Consider the following 21921-nt stretch of genomic DNA (forward strand, 5'->3'; position numbering starts at 1 on the left):
TAGTGGTTCGGCGTGTCGCGCGATTTTTTCTGGGGCGGCTGTGAGGGGGGCCTCAATAGACTGCATCCGTGGCGGATGAACGGGGCGAGACGGGCGAAGAGGCGCCCGCACCCGAGCCCGAAACCGACACACGCACCCGCGCTGAGAAGCGCCGCGATGAGCTGATCGAGGAGGGCATCCTCGTCTCGATGGCGGCACTGCGCATGAAGGTGAAGAACCGCACGATCGTGTGGATGCTGCGCGACGGCAAGCCGTGGGACGACGCTGTCGTACGCACCATGGTGCGCGAAGAGTTGGCAGGGCTTGCCGACGAGCTGGAACGCGAGGCGGAGCGCCTCGCGGCGCTGCGTCCGAAGGCGGCCCGCCGCATCGGCCGCTCGCGGCACCAGCACGACTACGGCCAGGAAGACGTGTACCTTTTGCGGCAGCGCGAGAACACGAACCGCGCCGTGGCGCAGAAACTCATCGAGCTGGGTGACGACGACGCGGCCGTCGACGCCGTGGGGGCCGGCGTCAAGCACGACAACCTGATGGAAATCGTCTCGGCGGCTCCCCTGCCGTTCGAGCCGCGGTCGGATGACTCGCTCGACCCCGAGCAGCAGCGCCGCGCGATCCGCGCCATCGAGGACGAGCTGCAGGTGATGCTCGCCAAGGCGGAGGGTCGACCCCTGGTCGTCGGCGCGAGCGGCGCCCGGAGCGCGTCGGGTACGCCGGGTCGCCCGTGGTGGAAGCGCCTGCGCCAGACCCGCTGAGCAAGCGTCGGCCTGGGCCAGCCGTCTCGCGGCGCTGGCGCTGAAATGCGACGCACCTGCGCGTGACGTGGTGCGCATTCGACCATCGAAGGTGGCCGGGTGAGCCACCCCGGTGTCCGCGACGTCAGCCCGCCACCGTGACACGCCGAACTCCAGTCGCCGTCAGCGGCGTGTCGCGCACCCCTGCTGACGTCGCGGACACGCGTTGCGGTCACGACTGTAGGCAAGGGTGTCAGGGGATGCGTTGTCTCGGAATGCGGGACTCGAACCCCGCGAACGCGAACCAGCGTTCGCGGCGCCAGCCAGGGCCAGCCGTCTCGAGAATTGGTAGCGAGGGCGGGACTCGAACCCCGCAGACGCGAACCAGCGTCTGCGGCGCCAGCCAGGGCCAGCCGTCTCGAGATTGGTAGCGAGGGCGGGACTCGAACCCGCGACACCACGATTATGAGCCGTGTGCTCTAACCACCTGAGCTACCCCGCCGGGCGAAACCGGGGTTACACCCCCGCTTCAGAGCCCCGAGTCAGGATTGAACTGACGACCCCTTCCTTACCATGGAAGTGCTCTACCACTGAGCTATCGGGGCGCGACCGATCGGTTACCCGATTTCGGCACCAGAGAAGATTAGCACCTGTCGCGTGGCGTGTCAGACCGCCGTTCTGCTCACGCGTCGGAGCGCGAGACGACGCTCCATTGGGGGCTGTCGGCGGCCGCGGGCACCCCGTGTCCGGGGAAGGCGGGGGCGTCGATTCCGGGTAGCGCCCACGCGGTGAAGGACATCCCTGTCGACCGGATGCGCGCGGCGGGCCCGGTCTGGCGGGTGCCGTCCGCGACGGTCTCGCCCCGTGCATCCACCGCGAGTTCGCCGTCTCCGATGAGCCGCACGGCTGCGCCCGCGTCGATGCCGTCGAGCGCGATGTCGGCGTCGTCGCGCGCCGCGAGTACGAGCACGGTCTCGTCGGCGAGTTCGCGCACGAAGACGAGCGCATCGTCGCCGACGTGCAGCCAGCGCAGCGAGCCGGTGCCGAGAGCAGGGTGCTCGCGCCGCAGGCGCAGGTGGTCGGCGTAGAGGTCGATGGTGGGGGCGTAGTCGTCGAGGCGGTCCCAGGGGATCGGTGTGCGCGAGTGTTCGCCGTTTTCGCCGGTGAAGCCGAACTCGTCGCCGGCGAAGACGACGGGGATTCCCGGTAGCGACAGGGACAGGCCGAGCGCCACCGGCACGGCGCCGGGGCGGGCCCGCGTGACGAAGCGGGAGGTGTCGTGCGTGTCGAGGGCGTTCATCGAGTTCAAGCGCGAGCGCCAGGGCATCGCCGCGGTGAAGCGGGTGTTCGCGTCGGCGACCTGGTGACCCGTGTACTGGGGCATGACCGGGTACGGCAGGCCGAAGAACCAGCTGATGGGGCCAGGCTCGCTGAGCCACGCCCAGACGGGTCGGGTGAAGCTGACGTAGGTCATGGCGCCGTGCCAGCCGTCACCCTGCATGTCGCTCTGCGCGTCGTTGGTGCTCTCGGCGAGGAGCAGGGTGTCGGGGTTGACGCTGCGCATGGTCGCCTGGGTGAGCTGTCGCACCTCGGCGTTGAGGTCGTGGTCGTCGAGGCGGCCGGTCATGTTGGCGACGTCGATGCGCCAGCCGTCGAGGCCGTACGGCTGCTGCAGCCAGCGGCCGACGACGGAGTCGGGGCCGTCGATGAAGCGGCGGCGCAGCTCGTCGCTTGCCCAGTTGAGCTTCGGCAGGCTTTCGACGCCGAGCCACGACACGTAGCCGCCGTCGTCGTCGAGGTAGTAGAAGGCGCGCTCGGGCGCGTCGGCGCTCGCCCGGGCCGCGACGAACCACTCGTGGGCGTCGCCCGAGTGGTTGAGCGTCAGGTCGCCCATCACTTTGATTCCGCGCGCGTGCGCCGCCTCAACGAGCCGCACAAGCGCCTCGTCCCCGCCGAGAAGCGGGTCGACCTGGTCGAAGCTGTGGGCGTCGTAGCGGTGATTCGACCGGCCGGGGAACACCGGGGTCAGGTACAGCACGGTCGCGCCGAGCCGCTCGAGGTGGTCGAGATGCTGGGTGATTCCGTCGAGGTCTCCCCCGTAGAACTGCCGCGGCGTCGACGGACCCTGGTAGATCGGCTCGTCGTGCCACTCGGCCGGCTCTGCCCACTCGGGCAGGTCGCGGCCGTCGGCGGCGGATGATCGGGCGAAGCGATCGGGGAACACCTGGTACATGACTGCCTCCGCCCCCCACGCCGGCGGCGGCGCGAAGGTCACGAGGCGGAAGTCGTCGTCGTCGCGCGTCTCGATGTCGCTGAGGCCGGCCTGCGAGAGGAAGTGCGTCTCGCCGCTCGCCCGGGTGATGATGAAGCGGTAGCCGTGGATCGGGTTCTCGATCAGCAGCTCGGCCTCCCACCAGCTCGCATCGTCGTCGTGATGCACGATGACCGCCGGGGTGAACCGCGGCTCATGGTTGGGGTTCGAGCGCGTCTTCACCCCGGCTACGTGGCCGTAGCGGTGGGGAACGCGCAGGCGCACGCGCACGGCATCGCCGAGCGCGGGCTCCTGGGTCGAGACGTAGAGGGGCGACCCGTCATGGTGCGGACGGGCATCGATTTCAGGCAGCACGGGCGGGGTGGTCCTTCGCGGTGACGCGCGCGTCGTCTTACTTGACGCTGCCGGCGGTGAGCCCGCCGATGATGTACTTCTGCAGGTAGAGGAACAGCGCCATCACGGGGATCGCCGCGAGCACCGCTCCCGCCGAGAAGATCGTCCAGTTCGTGGACGTCTCCTGACTGATGAACTGATACAGCCCGACCGCGAGGGTCTGCGTCTGCGGGCTCGTGAGCACGACCGAGGCGATGACGAACTCGCTGGTGGTCGCGATGAACGACAGTAGCCCGACCACGGCGAGGATCGGCGCGACGAGGCGCAGGATGATCGTGAAGAAGATGCGCGCGTGGCTCGCGCCGTCGATCTTCGCCGCTTCGTCGATCGAGACAGGCACGGTGTTGAAGAACCCGTACATGAGGTACGTGTTCACGCCGAGCGCGCCGCCGAGGTAGACGAGAATCAGGCCGGCCTGGGTGCCAATTCCGATCTGCGGGAAGATGTCGCCGATTCCACTCAGCAGCAAGAAGATAGCGACGACGCCGAGCAACTGCGGGAACATCTGCACGAGCAGCAGGGTCAGCAGGCCAACCCGGCGGCCGGTGAAGCGCATCCGCGAGAAGGCGTACGCGGCGAGCGCCCCGAGGAAGACGGTGCCGACCGCGGTCGTGAGCCCGATGATCATCGTGTTCAGGAACCACGCCGCGTACGGCTGCTGCGGCAGCTGGAACAGCTCGACGTAGTTGCCGAAGTCGATCGTGCGGAACAGCACGTTCGATCCGACCAGCGTTCCCGTGGGGTTGAGCGAGGCCGACAGCACGTACAGCAGCGGGAACGCCGCGAAGACGAGCATGACGATGCCGATGAGGTGCCGCCACCCGGTGTCACGGGCCCAGAAGAGGAAGCCGCGCTTGCGGCGCTCCGGGATGCTCGTGTGCGGCCGGTCAGCGGACGGCGCGGTCGCGACGGTGGTCGCCGCCCCGGCGACCGCCGGGTTGAGGCGCGCGCCGATCTGTTGGCCGTCGGACGGGTTGAAGGGGTTCGTCATGTCAGTTCAACTCCTCGAGGGCCTTGGTCTGGCGGAAGCTGATGATCGACACCGTCGCGACGATGATGAAGATCAGGATCGCGAAGGCGCTCGCGAGGCCGTAGTCGCGGCCGGTTCCGGCGCCGAACGCCACCTTGTAGACGAGCGTGATGAGGATGTCGGTGGCACCCGCATCCACGCCGGCGGTGACGTCGCGCGGACCGCCTCCCGTCAGCATGTAGATGATGTTGAAGTTGTTGAAGTTGAACGCGAAGCTCGAGATGAGCAGCGGCGCGACCGACACGAGCAGCAGCGGGAACTTGATGAGTCGGAACACGGCCCAGGGTTTGGCGCCGTCGACGGTGGCGGCCTCCGTCAGCTCCTCCGGAATCGACTGCAGCGCCCCCGTGCAGATGAGGAACATGTAGGGGAAGCCGAGCCACAGGTTCACCGTCAAGACGCTGATCTTCGCCAGCCACGGATCGGTCAGCCACGGGATGCTCGCCCCACCAAACAAGACCTGGTTGATGTACCCGAAGTCCTGGTTGAACAACCCGAGCCAGACGAGCCCCGAGAGGAAGCCGGGGAAGGCGTACGGGAGGATCATGATGAGCCGGTAGGCCTTCTTGCCCTTCATGCCGGGCTTGTTGAACACGATCGCGAGGAACAGTCCGAGCGCGAACGTGGTCGCGACGGAGAGGATCGCGAAGGCGAAGGTCCAGATGGTGACGCTGATGAGCGGCCCGCGAATGTTGTCACTCGTGAACGCCTTCACGAAGTTGTCGAAACCGACATTGATCGTCCAGCCGGGGATCAGCTCGCGACCATCGTCGCTAACGAAGGCGCCGTTGCCACCGTCTCGGTAGATGGTTCCCGCCGCGTCGGTGAAGGTGTCGGTGGCCTCGTCGTATTCGAGGGCCGACAGATAGAGGTAGGCGTTCGAACCGTCCGGGGTGCGTAGCGCCCCGTCGGCCGGGTCATCGCTGAACGGCACCGAGAGGTTCGTGATGGCGCGTTGGTTGGCGAGCAGGTCGGCAAAGCTCAGCGAGGTGTAGCCGTCGACGGCGACGGCCTTGCCGGTCGAGTCGAGTTCGGCGCCGCCGGCCGGTGCGAGCGGCTCATCGGGGCTGCCGAGGAGCACCTCGCCGGTCGGGGTGGTCACAAGGAAGGCGTAGTCGCCGCCCTGCTCCAGCACCTGGAGGCGGAAGGTCGGAGAGTCGGGCACGCGGTTCAGCGACGTGAGCTGGATGTTTGCGATCGCATCCTCTTTCGTGCCGTTCCGCCCGTCGCCGTAGTTCGTGAAGGCGATGTAGCCCGAGTACACGACGACGAAGATCTGGAACACGGCGAGGAACAGCAGGCCCGGCGCCAGGTACTTGGCGGGCAGGCCCCCAGGCCGCAGGTAGATCCAGTTGATGACGAGGGTCACGGCGAGCGTGATGCCGAAGATGAGCCACGACTCCTGCATGAACAGGACGAACATGGCGAACACGGCGAGCGAGTCGACGAGGCCGAGCAACACGATCTTGAACGCCCAGCCGCGCAGGCTGTTGCTCGAGTTGGTCGCCATGACGCGGGCGGGGATTCCGCCGCCGCGGGTACGGGGTGGGGGCGTGACGACCGGCTGGTCCGTCCCTGGAGTGGTGTTGCTCATCGTTCCTCGTCTCACTGCACAGGAGGGTGTGGTGCGGCGCCGAGCGCGGTCGGCACCGTGACGGTGCAGCGAGGCCCTCCGCGATGCGGATGCTCGCGAAGGGCCTCGCTTGTCACCTGCGGTCTCGAGGCTTAGCCGTCGACCTTCTCCTGGATGCTCGCAACCATCGCGCGCCACAGCTCGACCGGGTCACCTTGGCCGTTGATGATGGCGACCTGGGTCGAGCCCCAGTCACTCCACACGACGTCCATCGCGGGAACGTTCGGCATCGGGACTCCGGTCGCGCCGACCGCGCCGAAGGCGGCGACGTCAGCGTCGCCCTGCGCGGCCTCGAAGGCGCTCAGCAGCGCCGGGGCGCGGCCACCGACCTCGTACAGTGCGGTCTGCACCTCTTCGCTACCGATGTAGTTCACGAGGAACTCGGTGGCGGCGATGGGGTTCTCGCTGCGCGACGACACGAAGAAGCCCTGCACACCGACGAACGGCGAGGCGGTCTCTCCACCGGCGGTCGGGATCGGGTCGATGGCGTAGTTGATGCCGCCTTCCTTGATGGCCGGCAGGTTCCACGGGCCGGTGAGGAAGAACGGCGACTTGCCGGCGATGAACTCCTCGCGGGCGATGTCGCCCGTGATGTTGGTGTTCAGGATGCCCTGTGAGCCCCACTCGGCAAGTTTCGTGGCGAACTGCTCGCCACCCTCGTTGCCAAGGGCGAGCGTCGTCGGGTCGTAGGTGCCGTCGGCAGTGATCTCGAAGACCGGGGCGCCGAACGAGGCCTGCAGCGGGTACAGGTGGTACGGGTCAGACGCTGCCGGGTCGAGGCCGACGAGGAAGGCGTACTCGGTACCGGCGGCCTGGCCGGCGGCGATGAGCTCGTCGAAGGTGGCGGGCGCCTCGGCGACCAGGTCGGTGTTGCGAATCATCGCGATGTTCTCGACCGAGTAGGGCAGACCGTACGTCTGGCCCTCGTAGCTCATGGCCGTGATCGCGACGTCCTGGAAGTCGCTGGCGGCGTCACCGAGCTCGAGCGGCGCAACAACACCGTTCTGAACGAGCTTGCCGAGCCAGTCGTGCGCGCCGACGATCACGTCTGGGCCGTTGCCGGTCGGGGCCTGCGTGATGAAGTCGTCGCGGATGGCTCCGAAGTCCTTCGTCACGAGCTCGACCGCAACACCGCGGTCGGCTTCGAACTGAGCGGCGATGTCCTCCAGGACTCCGGCGCGGTCAGCGTCGACCCACACGGTCAGCGTGCTCGACGCCGCGGGGGTCTCGGGGGCGGTCGTAGGGTCGACTGGCTCGGCCTCGCCGGCGCAGGCGCCGAGGAGCAGTGCGGCGGAGGCCGCCATCGCTCCTGTGGTCAACAGGCTGCGGGTCACCTTCATCGGTGGGTACCTTTCGTGTGCGGACGGCCTCGTCGCCGGCGCGCTGCCGGTGCTGTCTGCCCGTGGCAGACGGTCACCGTCGCCAAGAGGCCATTCTCTTGATGCGCTCGCGGATTGCAAGCGCTTACAGTTATAGCGCTTCCGCTGAATCCCCACAACCATGGATTTTTGCCGGATGCTCCGCGACCACTCGCTGAAAGAGTGCTGGAAGCCTGGAAACGCTTCCACCACGTGGAACCGTTTCCACAGTCAGCCTTTTCGCGTATCGTGGCCGCATGCCCAATGAAACCTTGAGCCCTACTGGCGCGCCCGAGCGTGTCTCGCACACCCGTGCATCCCAGCCGGGTAAAGAGTGGTGGCGCACCGCCGTCATCTACCAGATCTATCCGCGCTCGTTCGCCGATGCGAACGGCGACGGCATCGGCGACCTCGCCGGAATCACCGAGCGTCTCGACTCGCTCGCCGCTCTCGGCGTCGACGCCGTCTGGCTATCTCCGTTCTTCCGGTCGCCGCAAAACGACGCGGGGTACGACGTCAGCGACTACTGCGACGTTGACCCACTGTTCGGCACCCTCGCTGACTTCGATCGGATGCGCGAGCGGGCTCACGAGCTCGGCCTTCGGGTCATCGTCGACCTCGTTCCGAACCACTGTTCGAGCGAGCACGTGTGGTTCCAGGAGGCACTGGCCGCCGGCCCCGGTTCCGTCGAGCGCGACCGCTTCATGTTCCGCGAGGGCAAAGGTGAGAACGGCGAGCTGCCCCCGAACAACTGGCAGTCGATCTTCGGCGGCCCCGCCTGGACGCGGGTGACCGAAGCGAACGGCGAGCCCGGTCAGTGGTACCTCCACCTGTTCGACTCGACTCAGCCCGACTTCAATTGGAAGAACGAGTGGGTTTGGGAGCGCTTCCGCGAGATTCTGCGGTTCTGGCTTGACCGCGGGGCCGACGGCTTCCGCGTGGACGTCGCCCACGGCCTCATGAAGGCGGACGGACTGCCCGACGTGCCAGAGCCGGAGGAGGGCGAGAGCCTCGCCGAGGCCATGATGAAGCCCGACGAGGTGCCCTACTGGGCGCAGCCTCCCGTGCACGACGTCTATCGCGACTGGCACAAGGTTCTCGCCGAGTACGACGGCGATCGCGTTCTGTGCGCCGAGGCGTGGGTCGAGCCGCTCAGCCGTGCCGCCCTGTGGGTGCGCGACGACGAGATGCACCAGGCATTCAACTTCAGCTACCTCTCGACGCCGTGGGAGGCTCCGAAGCTTCGCACCGTCATCGACGAGTCGATTGTCGCGTTCGGTGATGTCGGCGCGCCGAGCACGTGGGTGCTGTCCAACCACGACGTCGTGCGCCACGCGAGCCGCCTCGGCCTGACCGTGCACGCGGCCGCCCCTGCGAGCGGCATCGGCCCGGCGTCGGAGGACAAGCCCGACGAGGTGCTCGGCCTCAAGCGAGCGCGTGCCGCGACGGCGCTCATGCTGAGCCTGCCCGGCAGCGCGTACCTGTACCAGGGTGAGGAGCTGGGCCTGCCCGAGGTCATCGAGCTGGACGACCACGTGCGCGAAGACCCGACGTTCCACCGCACGAACGGCGAGGTCTACGGCCGTGACGGGTGCCGCGTACCGCTGCCGTGGGAGGCCGACGCCCCCGCGTTCGGCTTCAACGCAACCGGCGAGAGCTGGCTGCCCCAGCCCGCCGAGTGGAGCGCGATCGCGCGCGACGCGCAGGAGGGCGACCCCAGCTCGACGCTCGAGCTGTACCGTCGCGCTCTGGCCCTGCGGGCGGAACTGCGCCTCGGCGAAGGATCCGTCTCGTGGATCGATCTCGGCGACGACGCAGTGGCGTTCCGCACGGGCGACATCATCGTGATCGCCAACCTCGGCGAGGGCGCGATCGAGCTTCCGGCCGGCGAGGTCCTCCTCGCGAGCGGTCCGCTCGACGGCCGTGCCGTGCCGACCGACACCACCGTCTGGCTGCGGGCGGCGAGCTGACGCGACCGCACCGCGACGCAACGAGCCCCGGACGCGCTGAGCGCGCATCCGGGGCTCGTTCGTTAAGGTCTGGGCCTACGAGGCGTTGGTGATGAGCCAGGCGTACGGGTCGACCGGGACGCCGTCGAGGTGCAGCTCGAAGTGCAGGTGCGGAGCGGTCGACATGCCGCTCGATCCGACGAGGCCGACGAAGTCGCCCGCCTCGATGGTGTCGCCGACGCGCAGCGGGGAGGAGTCCCACACCATGTGGGCGTAGACGCTCGTGACGCGTTGGCCGTTGATCACGTGGTCGATGTGTACGTGGTTGCCGAAGCCGCCGCCCTGCTGCGCGAGGGTGACCGTGCCACCGGCGATCGCCTGGATGGGCGTGCCGTAGCCGGGAACGAAGTCGAGGCCCTGGTGGTAGCTCGAGCAGCCCCAGCAGGGAGCCGCGCGGCTGCCGAAGCCCGAGCTGATCGGGGCGGCGAACGGGAAGGGCCAGCGCACGGCGCCCGCACCGGTGGTCGCGTAGGCGAAGGTGCGGTTGCCGTAGCGCAGGCGCATCATCTCGGCGTACGAGGTGACGCTCCAGTCGTCGCGGCTGGCGACGGGAAGTGCGCTGGCGTCCTCGGCCGCGGCCGAGAGCACCTGAGCCTCGGGGGCGTCGGTGGCGGCACGGCTGGCACCCGTCTCGATAACGGCACCGGCGTCGAGGGCGCTCGCGACCTCTCCGAGCGACGCGGTCGCCGCGGGGGCGTTCGGGTCACCGAGAACGCTGGAAGGAACCGACGTGCCGATGATGAGTGCCGCGGCCGCTGCCATGACGATCGGCGGGAAGACCTTGCGGGCCACGCGCTTGCGCAGCGGCACTGTGGGCGCGGCGGCGACGGCCGAGTTCGTCGTGGCGACGGGGCCAGCCGGCGGTCGCGGGACGACGCCTCGGCGGCTCGATGCCGACACCGCCGGAGAGGGGCTCGTGCTTGCGCGACGCGAACGACGCGACGCGGCCTGTGCGGCCTCGGCCTCACGCAGTGCCCGACGCGACTGGTGCCCCTCGGCGGCGCGCGCTTCACGACGCGTCGACGGCTGCGCCGAACCGCCGTCCGATGTGGCCGCGGGGTCGCCAAGAGAGGCGGTCAGCCGCGTGAGGTCATCGGTCATAAGGGTGGTGGGGTGTTTCTCTGCGTCGTTCGGGTCAGTGTCGATCGGGTCTGGGCGCTCGTTTGTGACGCGGGGAACCGCCTCCGTTTATCACGAACTGGTAAAGGCTAACCGCTTGTGCGGGAAACGAAAAGTCCGCGAACCGGATTCATAGGTTGTCTACGAAGCGACGTGGGGGTCCGGACAGTAAACATCAGGCCCCGATCTCGTCGAGCAGCTTCTCCACAGAATCACGCAGGTCGGGGTGCACGGCGATCAAAAAATCGCGACTCGGCGCAGCCCCTCCGCGGCCGACCACGACCCCACCGGCCTCCTGGACGACGAGACCTCCGGCCGCGTGATCCCAGGGGTTCAGGGTGCGCTCGAAGTACGCATCGACCCGACCCGCAGCCAGGTTGCACAGGTCGAGCGACGCCGTGCCCAGGCGACGAATGTCGCGCACGCGCGGCAACATGGCGGCCACGGCGGCCCCCTGCCGACCGCGCAACTCCGCGTCATACGCAAAGCCGGTCGCGATGAGCGCCTGATCGAGCGCCGGTGGCGCAGGGATGCGGAGGGCCCGGTCACCGAGGAAAGCGCCGCCCCCGCGCACCGCCGTAAAGATCTCGCCGGCGGCAGGGTTCAGCACGACACCAACGCGCTCGATCCAGTGCGCCGGATCAGCCGGGCCCTCGACGACGGCGATGCTCACCGCGTAGTGCGGGATGCCGTACAGATAGTTAACGGTGCCGTCGATCGGATCGACGACCCAGGTCAGGCCGCTGGACCCCTCGCCCCCGCCGCTCTCCTCACCGAAGAACGCGTCATCGGGTCGCGCCTCCGCGATGCGGCGGCGGATGAGCGCCTCGGCGTCACGATCGACCTGGGTGACGACGTCGGTCGACGACGACTTGCGCTCGGCGACGGTGACCGTGCCCTCGCGGGCCGTGGCGATCATCCGCCCTGCCTCCGAAGCGATGTCGAGCGCGAGTGCAAGCAGGTCGCTGTCGGACGGGCGGGCGGGAGCGGGCGACATCATGCGTCCAGTCTTCCAGGCGCCGCGCGACGTCGATCACCAAGAAAACGGCCCCGCGCTCGATCGTCTCGAGCGGCGGGGCCGTCCCATGGTGGCGAGTGAGGGATTCGAACCCCCGAAGGCTACGCCGGCTGATTTACAGTCAGATCCCTTTGGCCGCTTGGGTAACTCGCCGTGCGCGCGCCCGCCCGCTGTATTCAGCGACCGGGTGCGCGCAACGAGTTTATACGGTCGCGAGGGTCCGCGACGACCAGTTGAGTGCAAGCGCTTGCAAACTGGGGTGGGCGCGTTAGTCTGGGCCCAAACTTTCGAAAAGAGCGTAGTCATGACCGGTATCGACGACGTCGCCAAGCTCGCAGGCGTGTCCACGGCCACGGTGTCACGCGCGCTCAGCGGCCGCGGGCACGTCGCGCCCCGCACGCGCGAGAAGGTCGCAGCCGCGGCCGGTCAGCTGGGGTACGTCGTCAACGCCGACGCCTCGAGCCTCGCCACGGGGCGCACCCGCAACGTCGGTGTCGTCGTGCCCTTTCTCAATCGGTGGTTCTACACCTCCGTGATCGAGGGGGCGCAGCGCCGGCTCATGCAGTACGGCTACGACCTCACCCTGTACAACCTGTCGGGCCACGACGACGAGCGTTCGAGCGTGTTCGAGCACTTCCTGCTGCGCAAACGAGTCGACGCCGTGCTCGCCGTCAGCCTGGAACTCACCGAGCAGGAGGTCGACTCGCTGCACGCGCTCGGCCGGCCGCTCGTCGGCGTGGGCGGGCCGATCCCCGGGGTGCCCACGTTCAGCATCGACGATGTCGCCGTGACGAAGCTCGCCACCGAGCACCTGCTGTCGCTCGGGCACCGCGTCATCGGCCACATCGGAGGTGACGTCGAACGCGAGCTGTCGTTCCACCTGCCGACGAACCGTCGGCACGGCTACGAACTCGCCCTGCGCGAAGCGGGCATCGAACCCGACCCCGCGCTCTACTATCCGGCCGTGTTCACGATGGAGAGCGGGTATCAGGCAGCCAAGCAGTTGCTGGGTGAGCCGCGCATCCGCCCGACCGCGCTCGTGGCCGCGAGCGACGAGATGGCGATCGGGGCGATGCTGGCCGCGCGCGACATGGGGTTGCGCGTGCCTGGCGACCTGTCTGTCATCGGCATCGACAATCACGAACTCGCTCCGTTCTTCGGACTGTCGACCGTCGACCAGCACCCCGGGCTGCAGGGCGAACGCGCCGTCGAGCTGCTGATGGAGGCGCTGCAACCGTCGGGCGGCGCGGACTCGGTTCCGGCCGTCGACCAGCCGTTGCCGTTCGATCTGATCGTGCGCGACTCGACCGCCAGAGTGCCCCTCCAGCCGGCCGCAGTAGGATCGGCGCATGGCTGATTCCTCGTTCGACATCGTCAGCAAGGTCGACAAGATGGAGGCGGACAACGCTCTCCACCAGGCCCAGAAAGAGATCGCGCAGCGCTACGACTTCAAGGGTGTCGGCGCCTCGGTCGACTGGAGCGGCGAGAAGCTTCTGTTGAAGGCCAGCACAGAGGAGCGCGTGAACGCGGTGCTCGACGTGCTGCAGTCGAAGATGATCAAGCGCGGCATTTCCTTGAAGAGCCTCGACGTCGGCGAGCCGTACGCGAGCGGCAAGGAGTACCGCATCGAGGCGAGCCTGAAGAACGGCATCTCGAGCGAGAACGCCAAGAAGGTCGCCAAGATGATCCGTGAGGAGGCGCCGAAGAGCGTGAAGGCGCAGATTCAGGGCGACGAGTTGCGGGTGCAGTCGAAGAGCCGCGACGACCTGCAGGCGACGATCGCGCTGTTGAAGAAGGCCGACCTCGACGTCGACCTTCAGTTCGTGAACTTCCGCTGAGCCCCCGGGCCCACGCCGCGCGCGCGTCGCTAGACTCCGCGCATGGCTGAGGCAGTCGACAACATGTCGACGATCGCGCTCGTGGTGACGGTGATCTTGATCGCCGTCGACATCACGATCCGCATCGTGGCGCTGTTCGTCGTGCCGCGGAACCGACGCCCGCAGACCGCGATGGCGTGGCTGTTGGCGATCTTCTTTCTGCCCTACGTCGGGTTCATTCTCTTCCTGCTGTTCGGCTCGCGACGTCTGCCGAAGTCGCGACGCGAGAAGCAGCGCGAAATCAACGAGTACATCATCGAGACCACCGAGGGAATGGATCGCGTTTCGCGCGACAACCCGTGGCCGCCGTGGCTGGAGCCGATCGTCGAGCTGAACCGGGCGCTCGGGGCGATGCCGCTCGTCGGAGACAATTCGGCCGAGATCATCACCGACTACAGCGCTTCGTTCGAGACGATGACGGCGGAGGTCGACGCCGCGACGAAGACCGTGCACGTCGAGTTCTACATCGTGTCGTTCGACCACGAGACGGAGCCCTTCTTTGCCGCGGTGGAGGCTGCCGTCCGGCGCGGTGTGACCGTCCGCATCCTGTTCGACCACATTGCGACGCTGCGCGTGCCCGGATACCGACGCACTCTTGCGCGCCTGCGCGAGACGGGCGCCGAGTTCCACGCCATGCTGCCGGTGCGCCCGTGGCGCGGCCAGTGGCAACGCCCCGATCTGCGCAACCACCGCAAGTTCTTGATCGTGGATGGTCGGGTCGCGTTCACGGGGTCACAGAACCTGATCGAGCGCGGCTACAAGCGCAAGAAGCACTGGGCGGGAACGCTCGAGTGGCGCGAGCTGATGGTGCGCTTCGAGGGTCCGATCGTGACGGGCATCGACGCGCTGTTTGCGACGGACTGGTATTCGGAGACGGACGAGCTGCTGCTGCGCGAGACGGCGTCGATTCCGAAAGAGTTGCCGGAGGACGACGTCGACGCGCAGGTGGTGCCGAGCGGTCCGGCGTTCGAGGGTGAGAACAATCTCCGCCTGTTCAACTCGCTGGTCTACGCCGCACAGCACCAGATTCAGATCTGTTCGCCGTATTTCGTGCCCGACGAGTCGATGCTGTACGCGATTACGACGGCGGCGCAGAGCGGCCTGGACGTGCAGTTGTTTGTCTCGGAGATCGGCGACCAGCCGATGGTGTTTCACGCGCAGCGCTCGTACTACGAGGCGCTGTTGAAGGCGGGCGTGCGCATTTGGCTGTACCGCGCGCCGACCGTGTTGCACGCCAAGCACGTGACGATCGACGACCAGGTCGCGGTGATCGGGTCGAGCAACATGGATATGCGCTCGTTCAGTCTGAACCTGGAGGTGTCGGTGATGGTGCGCGGTGCGCAGATCATCGCGGATCTGCGCCGGGTCGAGCAGCTCTACCGCGAGAACTCGCACGAGCTGACGCTGGATGAGTGGCAGAAGCGGCCGCGACACATGGCGGCGTTTGACACGCTCGCTCGGGTGACGGCGACCGTTCAGTAGGGCATCATCGCTCTATGGCGCAGAAGACGTTGCCGACGGATGTTCCTGTCGAGGATTTCCTGGCGGGCTTGGATGCTCGGCGCGCGTCCGAGGGCGGCGAACTGGTCGCGCTCTTCCGCGACGTCACGGGCGAGGAGCCGGTGATGTGGGGGCCGAGCATCATCGGCTTCGGCGAGTACGAGTACACGTATGCGAGCGGGCACTCGGGGGTGTGGCCGAAGGCGGGATTCTCGCCCCGCAAGGCGGAGTTGTCTCTGTACGGGTTGCAGACCGCTGAGGGAGCGAGCGAGCTGCTCGACCGGTTGGGCCCGCATCGCCGCGGGGTTGACTGCGTGTACGTGCGCCGGCTCGACGCCGTTGACCAAGACGTGCTGCGCGAGCTCGTCGCCCTCTCCTGGAAGCACTACAGCAGCCACTAGGCGGCTCGGCTCGGCTCGGCTCGGCTCGGCTCGGCTCGGCTCGGCTCGGCTCGGCTCGGCTCGGCTCGGCTCGGCTCGGCTCGGCTCGGCTCGGACCAACCCCTACCCCCTCCACCGCCTTCCAAAGACGCGGTAGAACGAATCTCCATCACCATCCCGGTACGGAGACGCCTTCGCATCTCCGCCGTTTCGGAAGCGCGGAATGAAATGCGTTTCGCGTTCCCGAGATTTTGGAAGGGGTCGGACGGGGAGTCGGTTCAGGTTTCCGCGTCTTTGGAAGGTGCTGGAGGGGGTAGGCAAGTTCACGGGGGTGGGTCACCGGTCGCTCCTCCCGCGGAGCACCTCGGCACGGCAGTCCCCGGGTTGGCCAAGGCGGGCAGGGCGAGCCGGCGCCTCTCGGCACACTGCATCCATGTCACGGGAGCGAGACGCGCGGGCGAGCGCGGGATGGAATCCGCGCTACGCGGGTGGCTTCGACGGGTTCGACGCGTTCATCCGCCACAGAGGTGGGATTGTCAGACGATCCGACCTGCTGCAGGCGGGATGGACGGACGACGAACTCCGCATCGCCTACGGCTACTGGGGTCGCCCAGAGCGCCTGCGCCACGGCTGGTATTGCGTGCCCGAGCTACCTGACGACGTCCGCCGCGCGTGGAAAGCAGGCGGACCGCTCGCATGCATCAGCGCCATCCGGTGGTACGCGGGCGAGCCAATCGGAGACACAATCCACATCGCAATGCACGACCATCGGCACCCGCGCCACCGGCACGCGCACGCGCACGGACACTCACAAGCCGCGGCATTCGCGGCCCCCGTCATCCACTGGCACGACGCCGATGACGCCGCAGAAAACGCCTGGGCGGTGCCGCTCGAGCTCGCACACCGTCAGGCAGCGACCTGTGCGGCCGCCCGGCGCGACGAACTCGCCAGACTCAGTCGCGGCTGATGCGCACCATCTCGTCGCGCGGCACGACCTTGATGCGCTCGCGACCCCGGGCATCACCCAACTCGCGCTCGTGCGCGTCCAGGCGGTGCCAGCCCTCGAGGTCCGTGAAGAGCACGCCTCGCGACTGCAGCAGATCCAGCACCGCCTGCTCGTCCGGCTCGGCCGGCTGCCACCACGAGCCCTGATCCTTCACCAGGTGCTTGATCGTCTCCATCGCGTCCGACTTCGTGTGACCGATCAGGCCGACCGGGCCACGCTTGATCCACCCGGTGGCGTACACACCCGGCATCACCGCGTTATCGTCAGCCAACACCTGACCCTCGTGATTCGGAATCAGACCGTGGCGCTCGTCGTACGGAATCCCATCCAACGGCGAGCCGAAGTAGCCCACCGCGCGGTACACCGCCTGCACCGGAACCTCGCGGAACTCGCCCGTACCCACCACGCCACCGGCACCGTCCGGGCGGGTGCGCTCGTACCGGAACGCCGACACCCGGCCATCCGAGCCGAGCACCTCCACCGGCTTCGCGTAGAAGTGCAGGTGCAGACGCCGAGACGCAGAACCGGTCTCGCGCGCCCGCCACTGCGAAAACACCTTGTCGATCACAAACAGCTGCTTGTTCGACTGGATCGCCGCCCGCGACGCATCGTCGTAGTCGAAGTCCTCGTCGTACACGATCATGTCGACATCGTTCAGCTCGCCCAGCTCGCGCAACTCGAGCGGCGTGAACTTCACCTGCATGGGACCTCGGCGACCAAACACATGCACGTCCGTCACCGGCGATGCCTCGAGACCCGCGTGCACGTTGTCGGGGATCTCCGTCGGCAGCAGGTCCTGCGGGTGCTTCGCCAAGATGCGCGCCACATCCAACGCGACGTTCCCATTGCCAATGACCGCAACCGAGCGGGCCTCCAGCGGCCACTCGCGCGGAACATCCGGGTGCCCGTCGTACCAGCTGACGAAGTCGGCGGCGCCGTACGAGCCATCCAGGTCGATCCCCGGGATGGTGAGATCAGCATCCTTGATCGCGCCGGTCGCGAAGATGACCGCGTTGTAGTGGCGCTTCAGGTCGTCGAGCGTGATATCGGTGCCGTAGTTGACGTTGCCGAAGACGCGGATGTCACCCGAATCGAGCACCTCGCGCAGAGCGTTGATGATGCCCTTGATGCGCGGGTGGTCGGGCGCGACGCCGTAACGCACCAGGCCGTAGGGCGCGGGCAGGCGGTCGAACAGATCGATCGACACCTCAAACGAGCGCTCGTGCTTCAGCAGGATGTCGGCGGCGTAAATGCCGGCGGGTCCGGCTCCGACGATGGCGAGACGCAGCTTGCTCATGCTCGAGGGGGTTCCTTCAACTGATCGGTGGGCAAAATGCGGCTGACTCTACCGGCTGCGATCGACGACGGCCTCGGCGAACTTCGTCAGCGCCTTCTTCACCGGCCCGGCGGGCAGGGTGTCGAGTGCGGCGACCGCGTCGGACGCCCAGCGGCGCGCCTCGTCGTAGGTGCGCTCGGTGACGGGGTGCGCGCGCAGTTCAGCGACGGCGGCGGCGAACTCTGCCTCGCGCACCGGGTCGGACTCGTCGTCGGCACCGTTGACGCTCTGCTCGATGCGCAACAGCAGCGCCGCCGCGTCGGCGTCGGTCATCGCCTCGCGGCGCAGATAGAGCAGCGGCAAGGTGGCGACGCCGGAGCGCAGGTCGGTGCCCTGCGGCTTACCGGTGTCGGCGTCGGGCTCGGAGAGGTCGATCACGTCGTCGACCAGCTGGAAGGCGACGCCGATCTTCTCGCCGAAGGCGACGACAGGCTCGACGTACTCGTCGCACGCGTTCGAGAAGATGACGCCCATCTGAGCGGCCGCGGCGATGAGCGAGCCGGTCTTGTCGGCGAGCACCTGCAGGTAGTGCTCGACGGCGTCGTCGTCGGGCCGCGGGCCGAGGGTCTCGTGCAGCTGGCCGAGGCACAGCCGCTCGAAGGTGTCGGCCTGCAGCTTGATGGAGCGCTCGCCGAGGCTCGCGACGAGCTTCGACGCCCGGGCGAACAGCAGGTCGCCGGTGAGGATCGCCACCGAGTTGCCCCACACGCTCTGCGCGCTCGGCACGCCCCGGCGCATCTCGGCCTCGTCCATGACGTCGTCGTGGTACAGCGACGCGAGGTGGGTGATCTCGATGGCCTGGGCGGCGGTGATCACGTCGTCGATGGCACCGTCGCCGAGCTGCGCGGTGAGCAGCGTCAGCACGGGGCGGATGCGCTTGCCGCCGGCCTCCAGCAGATAGCGCGAGGTGACGTCGGCCATGTCGTCGGCGAAGCTGACCTCGCGCAGCAGGCCAGCTTCCACCTTCTCAAGCCCCTGCTCGATGGCGTCGGCGAAGCGGCGCTCTTCACTGGACGCGAACAGCTTTTCGCCGAGGCCGAGCGACGCCGAGAGCGTCTTGCTGCGGCGTGCGAGCGGGGTACTCGGTGTCACGGTCGGCCGATCGTTGAAAGTGGTCGGGGTCACTCGGCGGCGGCCGAGGACGAGGAGGAACGCGCGCGGCGGCGCTTGGCCACGGATGCACGGATCGCCGCGTCGAGCGGCTTGCGGCCGCGGTGCATGGCGACGACGCCGGCGGTGAGGTTGCGGTAGGCGACGCGCGTGAAGCCGGCCGCGCGCATCCACTGGCAGAGGGTGGCCTGGTCGGGCCAGTCGGCGATCGACTCGAACAGGTACTCGTAGGCGTCGGCGTTGGAGCTGGCGACCTTCGCGATGTGCGGCATCACGTGCTTCAGGTAGGCGTGGTAGCCGGCGCGCAGCACGCCGATGGGCGGGCGCGAGAACTCGGTGATGACGATGCGACCGCCTGGCTTCGTCACCCGATACATCTCGGCGAGCGCCTTCTGCGGGTGCTGCACGTTGCGCAACCCGAAGCTGATGGTGACGGCGTCGAACTCGTCGTCACCGAAGGGCAACTGCTCGGCGTCGCCGACGACGAACTCGAGCTGCGGGTGGCGGCGGCGCCCCTCGGCGACCATGCCCTCCGAGAAGTCGACGCCGACGACGGTCGCGCCGGTCTTCGCGAAGGCGGCAGAACTGGTGCCGGTGCCGGCGGCGATGTCGAGGATGCGCTCGCCCGGTTGCGGGTCGACGGCACGCACCGTGGCGATGCGCCAGAGGGCCGAATTGCCGACGGAGAGCACCGCGTTTGCCCGGTCGTAGCGCGGCGCCACGTCGTCGAACATGGCGGCGACGGCGCTCGGCTGCTTGCTCAAATCGGCCTTCGTCACAGCCCGAGTCTAGTGAGTGCTCGCCCGAGGTTCGCCGTGAGCGGCCTGGGGAGCCCCGGTGTGCGGAGTAGCCTCGGAGGGTGACGTCGAGCCCCCCTCCCGCGGTGCGTCTGCGGGCCGTGACGACGGTGGTTGCACTCGACGGACCGTTGATGGGGTTTGCCGACCCCGCGCATCCCCTGGTCGCGCTGCGCCGCGGCGACGGGATCGTCGGCATCGGCGAGGTGTGGCGCGGCGAGTTCCGTGGGGCGAGCAGATTCGCGGATGCTGCCCGCACCTGGCGCACGCTCGCTGACGCCGCCGAGGTGGCTGACCCGGTGCACCGCGCGGGCTCGGGGCTCGTCGCGTTCGGCAGCTTCGCGTTCGCCGACGACTCGGGCGCGGCGAGCGTTCTCGTGGTACCCGAGACGATCGTCGGACGGCGCGATGGGGTGGCGTGGGTGACGCGCATCTCGGTGACCGGCACGGGCGAGCAGTCGGCCGACGCCGAGCCAGTGCCGGGCGCTGGGCGCCTTCCGGCCGAGACACCGATCGGCGAGCGCCCCCGGGCCACCCTCGCCGCCGCAACCCTCAGCCGCGACGACTTCGTGGCGACGGTCGGCCGCGCGATCGAGCGCATTCGGGCCGGCGACGTCGAGAAGGTGGTGATCGCGCGGGACGCGACCGCGAGCATCCCGGCCGATGCCGACCGCCGCGCCATCGTGACGGAGCTTGCCGAGGCCTACCCCGACACGCTCGCCTTCGCCGTCGACGGGCTGATCGGCGCGAGCCCGGAGACGCTCGTGAGCGTGCACGCCCGCGAGGCGAGCGCGCGCGTGCTGGCGGGCTCGACCGCCCGCGGGGCCGACGCCGCCGAGGACGCTGCGGCCGCCACCCAGCTCGCGACGAGTCAGAAGGACCTCGACGAGCACGAGTTCGCCGTGCAGAGCGTACTGAAGGCCGTGCGCCCGCACGTGACGGCGGTGACCGCGAGTGAGGCTCCGTTCACGCTGAAGCTGCCGAACCTGTGGCACCTCGCGACCGACGTCGAGCTCGAGCTCGCCGAAGACTCGAGCGGGCTCGACCTGGTCGCGGCCCTGCACCCGACGGCCGCCGTCGCGGGCTCTCCCACGGACGCGGCGCTCGCCCTGATCGCCGAACTCGAGCCGTTCGACCGCGGCCGCTACGCCGGCCCCGTCGGCTGGATCGACCAGGACGGCGACGGCGAGTGGGTCATCGCGCTGCGCTGCGCGCGCATCGATGACGACGGGATGCTCGTGGCGCACGCCGGCGCCGGCATCGTCATCGACTCCGACCCCGTCGCCGAGCTCGCGGAGACGCGGATGAAGTTCCGGCCCATCGCCGACGCGCTGCGGTAGCACGGGCCTCAGGTCGCGGCGAGCCGCTGCTTTTCGGCGTCGACGTCGTAGCTCGCTATCGGCCACTGCGGGTCGATGCGTTCGAGCGCGTCGGTGAGCAGCGCCTGCACGGCGAGGCGGGCGTACCACTTGCGGTTGCCCGGGATGACGTACCAGGGCGCCTCCTCGGTCGAGGTGCGCTGGATCGCAAGCTCGTAGGCACGCTGGTAGTCGTCCCACAGCATCCGTTCGGCGATGTCGTTGGTCGTGTACTTCCAGTGCTTGTCGGGGCGCTCGAGGCGCTCGGTGAGCCGCGCCTTCTGCTCGTCGGCCGAGATGTGCAGCATGACCTTCACGACGCTGATGCCCGTGCGCTCGAGGCGTCGCTCGAACTCGACGATGTCGTCGTAGCGCTGCTCGATCTCGGCGGCCGGCGCGAGCTCGCGCACCCGCCCGATCAGCACGTCTTCGTAGTGCGAGCGGTCGAAGACCCCGATGCGGCCGACGGGTGGCAACTCACGCTCGATGCGCCAGAGAAAGTGGTGGCTGAGCTCCTTCTCGGTCGGCTTCTTGAAGGTGGCGAGGTGCACGCCCTGCGGGTCGACGGAGCCGACGACGTGGCGCACGATGCCGCCCTTGCCGGCCGAGTCCATGCCCTGCAACACGAGCAGCACGCGGCGTCGCTCGCCCGCGGTGCTGGCCGCGAACAGGCGCTCTTGCAGATTGCTGAGGTGGTCAACGCCGGCCGCGAGTGCCTCCTGCCCCGCAGCCTTGTCACCGTCGAAGCCGGGCGTCGCGTTCGGGTCGCGGTCGGCGAGGCGGGTCAGGGCGTCGGCGCGCAGCAGTTCGATCATGCGTGCGACGCTACGCGGCCGGGTGGCTCGCGTCGAGGGCGTTGTCGGCGGCACGCTCCTCTTGGCGCCGGGAAAACGCAACCCGCAACGTGGGCGAGGTACATGCGCTTCTCGCCCACGCAGTACGAGACGGTGGCTTAGGTCTTATGGTGCCGGGTACGAAGTGCCGCGCGGATACC

Annotated in this window: 18 protein-coding genes and 3 tRNA genes; 8 read left to right on the forward strand and 13 right to left on the reverse strand. The window is 68.4% G+C overall.

Annotated elements, in window-relative coordinates; translation table 11 throughout:
- The first annotated feature begins 68 nt into the window (after positions 1 to 68).
- Positions 69 to 752 (forward strand): hypothetical protein, encoded by a 684-nt coding sequence (locus CPY97_RS12600; protein WP_096423130.1) that lies wholly within the window; start codon positions 69 to 71, stop codon positions 750 to 752.
- A 404-nt stretch (positions 753 to 1156) separates the two neighbouring features.
- On the opposite strand, the gene CPY97_RS12605 is transcribed toward CPY97_RS12600, so the two are convergent.
- The 6 genes from CPY97_RS12605 to CPY97_RS12630 all read right to left on the reverse strand — a co-directional run bounded on the left by CPY97_RS12605 (position 1157) and on the right by CPY97_RS12630 (position 7399).
- Positions 1157 to 1233: transfer RNA gene (locus CPY97_RS12605), tRNA-Met, on the reverse strand.
- Positions 1234 to 1264: 31 nt separating this feature from the next.
- A tRNA-Thr gene (locus CPY97_RS12610) sits at positions 1265 to 1336 on the reverse strand.
- Between the two features lie 77 nt (positions 1337 to 1413).
- Positions 1414 to 3357: a glycoside hydrolase family 13 protein gene (locus tag CPY97_RS12615; protein ID WP_231923954.1), complete on the reverse strand. Its 1944-nt coding sequence runs from the start codon at positions 3355 to 3357 to the stop codon at positions 1414 to 1416.
- A 37-nt stretch (positions 3358 to 3394) separates the two neighbouring features.
- Entirely contained in the window at positions 3395 to 4387 is a 993-nt protein-coding gene (locus CPY97_RS12620; protein WP_096423131.1) for a sugar ABC transporter permease, read from the reverse strand.
- A gap of 1 nt (position 4388) precedes the next feature.
- Positions 4389 to 6020 (reverse strand): ABC transporter permease subunit, encoded by a 1632-nt coding sequence (locus CPY97_RS12625; RefSeq protein ID WP_173826892.1) that lies wholly within the window; start codon positions 6018 to 6020, stop codon positions 4389 to 4391.
- Between the two features lie 131 nt (positions 6021 to 6151).
- The gene (locus tag CPY97_RS12630) at positions 6152 to 7399 is read right to left on the reverse strand and encodes a sugar ABC transporter substrate-binding protein (protein WP_096423133.1); all 1248 of its coding nucleotides are present in this window, start codon (positions 7397 to 7399) and stop codon (positions 6152 to 6154) included.
- Between the two features lie 275 nt (positions 7400 to 7674).
- On the opposite strand from CPY97_RS12630, the gene CPY97_RS12635 reads away from it, so the two are divergent.
- Entirely contained in the window at positions 7675 to 9387 is a 1713-nt protein-coding gene (locus CPY97_RS12635) for a glycoside hydrolase family 13 protein (protein ID WP_096423134.1), read from the forward strand.
- A gap of 75 nt (positions 9388 to 9462) precedes the next feature.
- Here CPY97_RS12635 and CPY97_RS12640 read toward each other — a convergent pair whose 3' ends face one another.
- The 3 genes from CPY97_RS12640 to CPY97_RS12650 all read right to left on the reverse strand — a co-directional run bounded on the left by CPY97_RS12640 (position 9463) and on the right by CPY97_RS12650 (position 11716).
- Positions 9463 to 10527, reverse strand: a complete 1065-nt coding sequence (locus CPY97_RS12640) for a M23 family metallopeptidase (RefSeq protein WP_096423135.1) — start codon at positions 10525 to 10527, stop codon at positions 9463 to 9465.
- A 193-nt stretch (positions 10528 to 10720) separates the two neighbouring features.
- Positions 10721 to 11545 carry an inositol monophosphatase family protein gene (locus tag CPY97_RS12645; protein ID WP_197702233.1) on the reverse strand — a complete coding sequence of 275 codons (825 nt, stop codon included), beginning with the start codon at positions 11543 to 11545 and terminating at the stop codon, positions 10721 to 10723.
- 86 nt (positions 11546 to 11631) lie between these two features.
- Positions 11632 to 11716 (reverse strand) — tRNA-Tyr (locus tag CPY97_RS12650).
- Between the two features lie 151 nt (positions 11717 to 11867).
- Between CPY97_RS12650 and CPY97_RS12655 the strand changes: the two genes are divergently transcribed.
- The 5 genes from CPY97_RS12655 to CPY97_RS12675 all read left to right on the forward strand — a co-directional run bounded on the left by CPY97_RS12655 (position 11868) and on the right by CPY97_RS12675 (position 16287).
- Entirely contained in the window at positions 11868 to 12920 is a 1053-nt protein-coding gene (locus CPY97_RS12655) for a LacI family DNA-binding transcriptional regulator (RefSeq protein WP_096423136.1), read from the forward strand.
- A complete protein-coding gene (locus CPY97_RS12660; protein WP_096423137.1) occupies positions 12913 to 13401 on the forward strand; it encodes a YajQ family cyclic di-GMP-binding protein in 489 nt (162 codons plus the stop codon). The genes CPY97_RS12655 and CPY97_RS12660 overlap by 8 nt, the downstream gene beginning before the upstream one ends.
- Positions 13402 to 13443: 42 nt before the next feature.
- Entirely contained in the window at positions 13444 to 14922 is a 1479-nt protein-coding gene (gene cls / locus CPY97_RS12665) for a cardiolipin synthase (RefSeq protein WP_231923955.1), read from the forward strand.
- 14 nt (positions 14923 to 14936) lie between these two features.
- Positions 14937 to 15341 (forward strand): DUF1801 domain-containing protein, encoded by a 405-nt coding sequence (locus CPY97_RS12670; protein WP_096423138.1) that lies wholly within the window; start codon positions 14937 to 14939, stop codon positions 15339 to 15341.
- Positions 15342 to 15753: 412 nt separating this feature from the next.
- Positions 15754 to 16287 carry a hypothetical protein gene (locus CPY97_RS12675; RefSeq protein ID WP_096423139.1) on the forward strand — a complete coding sequence of 178 codons (534 nt, stop codon included), beginning with the start codon at positions 15754 to 15756 and terminating at the stop codon, positions 16285 to 16287.
- Here CPY97_RS12675 and CPY97_RS12680 read toward each other — a convergent pair.
- The 3 genes from CPY97_RS12680 to CPY97_RS12690 are packed head-to-tail and all read right to left on the reverse strand — an operon-like array spanning position 16274 to position 19551.
- On the reverse strand, positions 16274 to 17623 hold the full coding sequence (locus CPY97_RS12680; RefSeq protein WP_096423140.1) for an FAD-dependent oxidoreductase: 1350 nt from the start codon (positions 17621 to 17623) through the stop codon (positions 16274 to 16276). The two genes, CPY97_RS12675 and CPY97_RS12680, sit on opposite strands and share 14 nt — an antisense overlap.
- Before the next feature lie 48 nt (positions 17624 to 17671).
- Entirely contained in the window at positions 17672 to 18754 is a 1083-nt protein-coding gene (locus CPY97_RS12685; RefSeq protein ID WP_096423141.1) for a polyprenyl synthetase family protein, read from the reverse strand.
- A gap of 29 nt (positions 18755 to 18783) precedes the next feature.
- Positions 18784 to 19551, reverse strand: a complete 768-nt coding sequence (locus CPY97_RS12690; RefSeq protein ID WP_096423142.1) for a demethylmenaquinone methyltransferase — start codon at positions 19549 to 19551, stop codon at positions 18784 to 18786.
- A gap of 152 nt (positions 19552 to 19703) precedes the next feature.
- Between CPY97_RS12690 and CPY97_RS12695 the strand changes: the two genes are divergently transcribed.
- On the forward strand, positions 19704 to 20909 hold the full coding sequence (locus tag CPY97_RS12695) for an isochorismate synthase (RefSeq protein WP_096423698.1): 1206 nt from the start codon (positions 19704 to 19706) through the stop codon (positions 20907 to 20909).
- Between the two features lie 8 nt (positions 20910 to 20917).
- Here CPY97_RS12695 and CPY97_RS12700 read toward each other — a convergent pair whose 3' ends face one another.
- Positions 20918 to 21742, reverse strand: a complete 825-nt coding sequence (locus CPY97_RS12700) for a PPK2 family polyphosphate kinase (protein ID WP_096423143.1) — start codon at positions 21740 to 21742, stop codon at positions 20918 to 20920.
- Positions 21743 to 21921: the final 179 nt, after the last annotated feature.

The sequence above is a fragment of the Microcella alkaliphila genome (assembly GCF_002355395.1).
Taxonomy (GTDB): domain Bacteria; phylum Actinomycetota; class Actinomycetes; order Actinomycetales; family Microbacteriaceae; genus Microcella; species Microcella alkaliphila_A.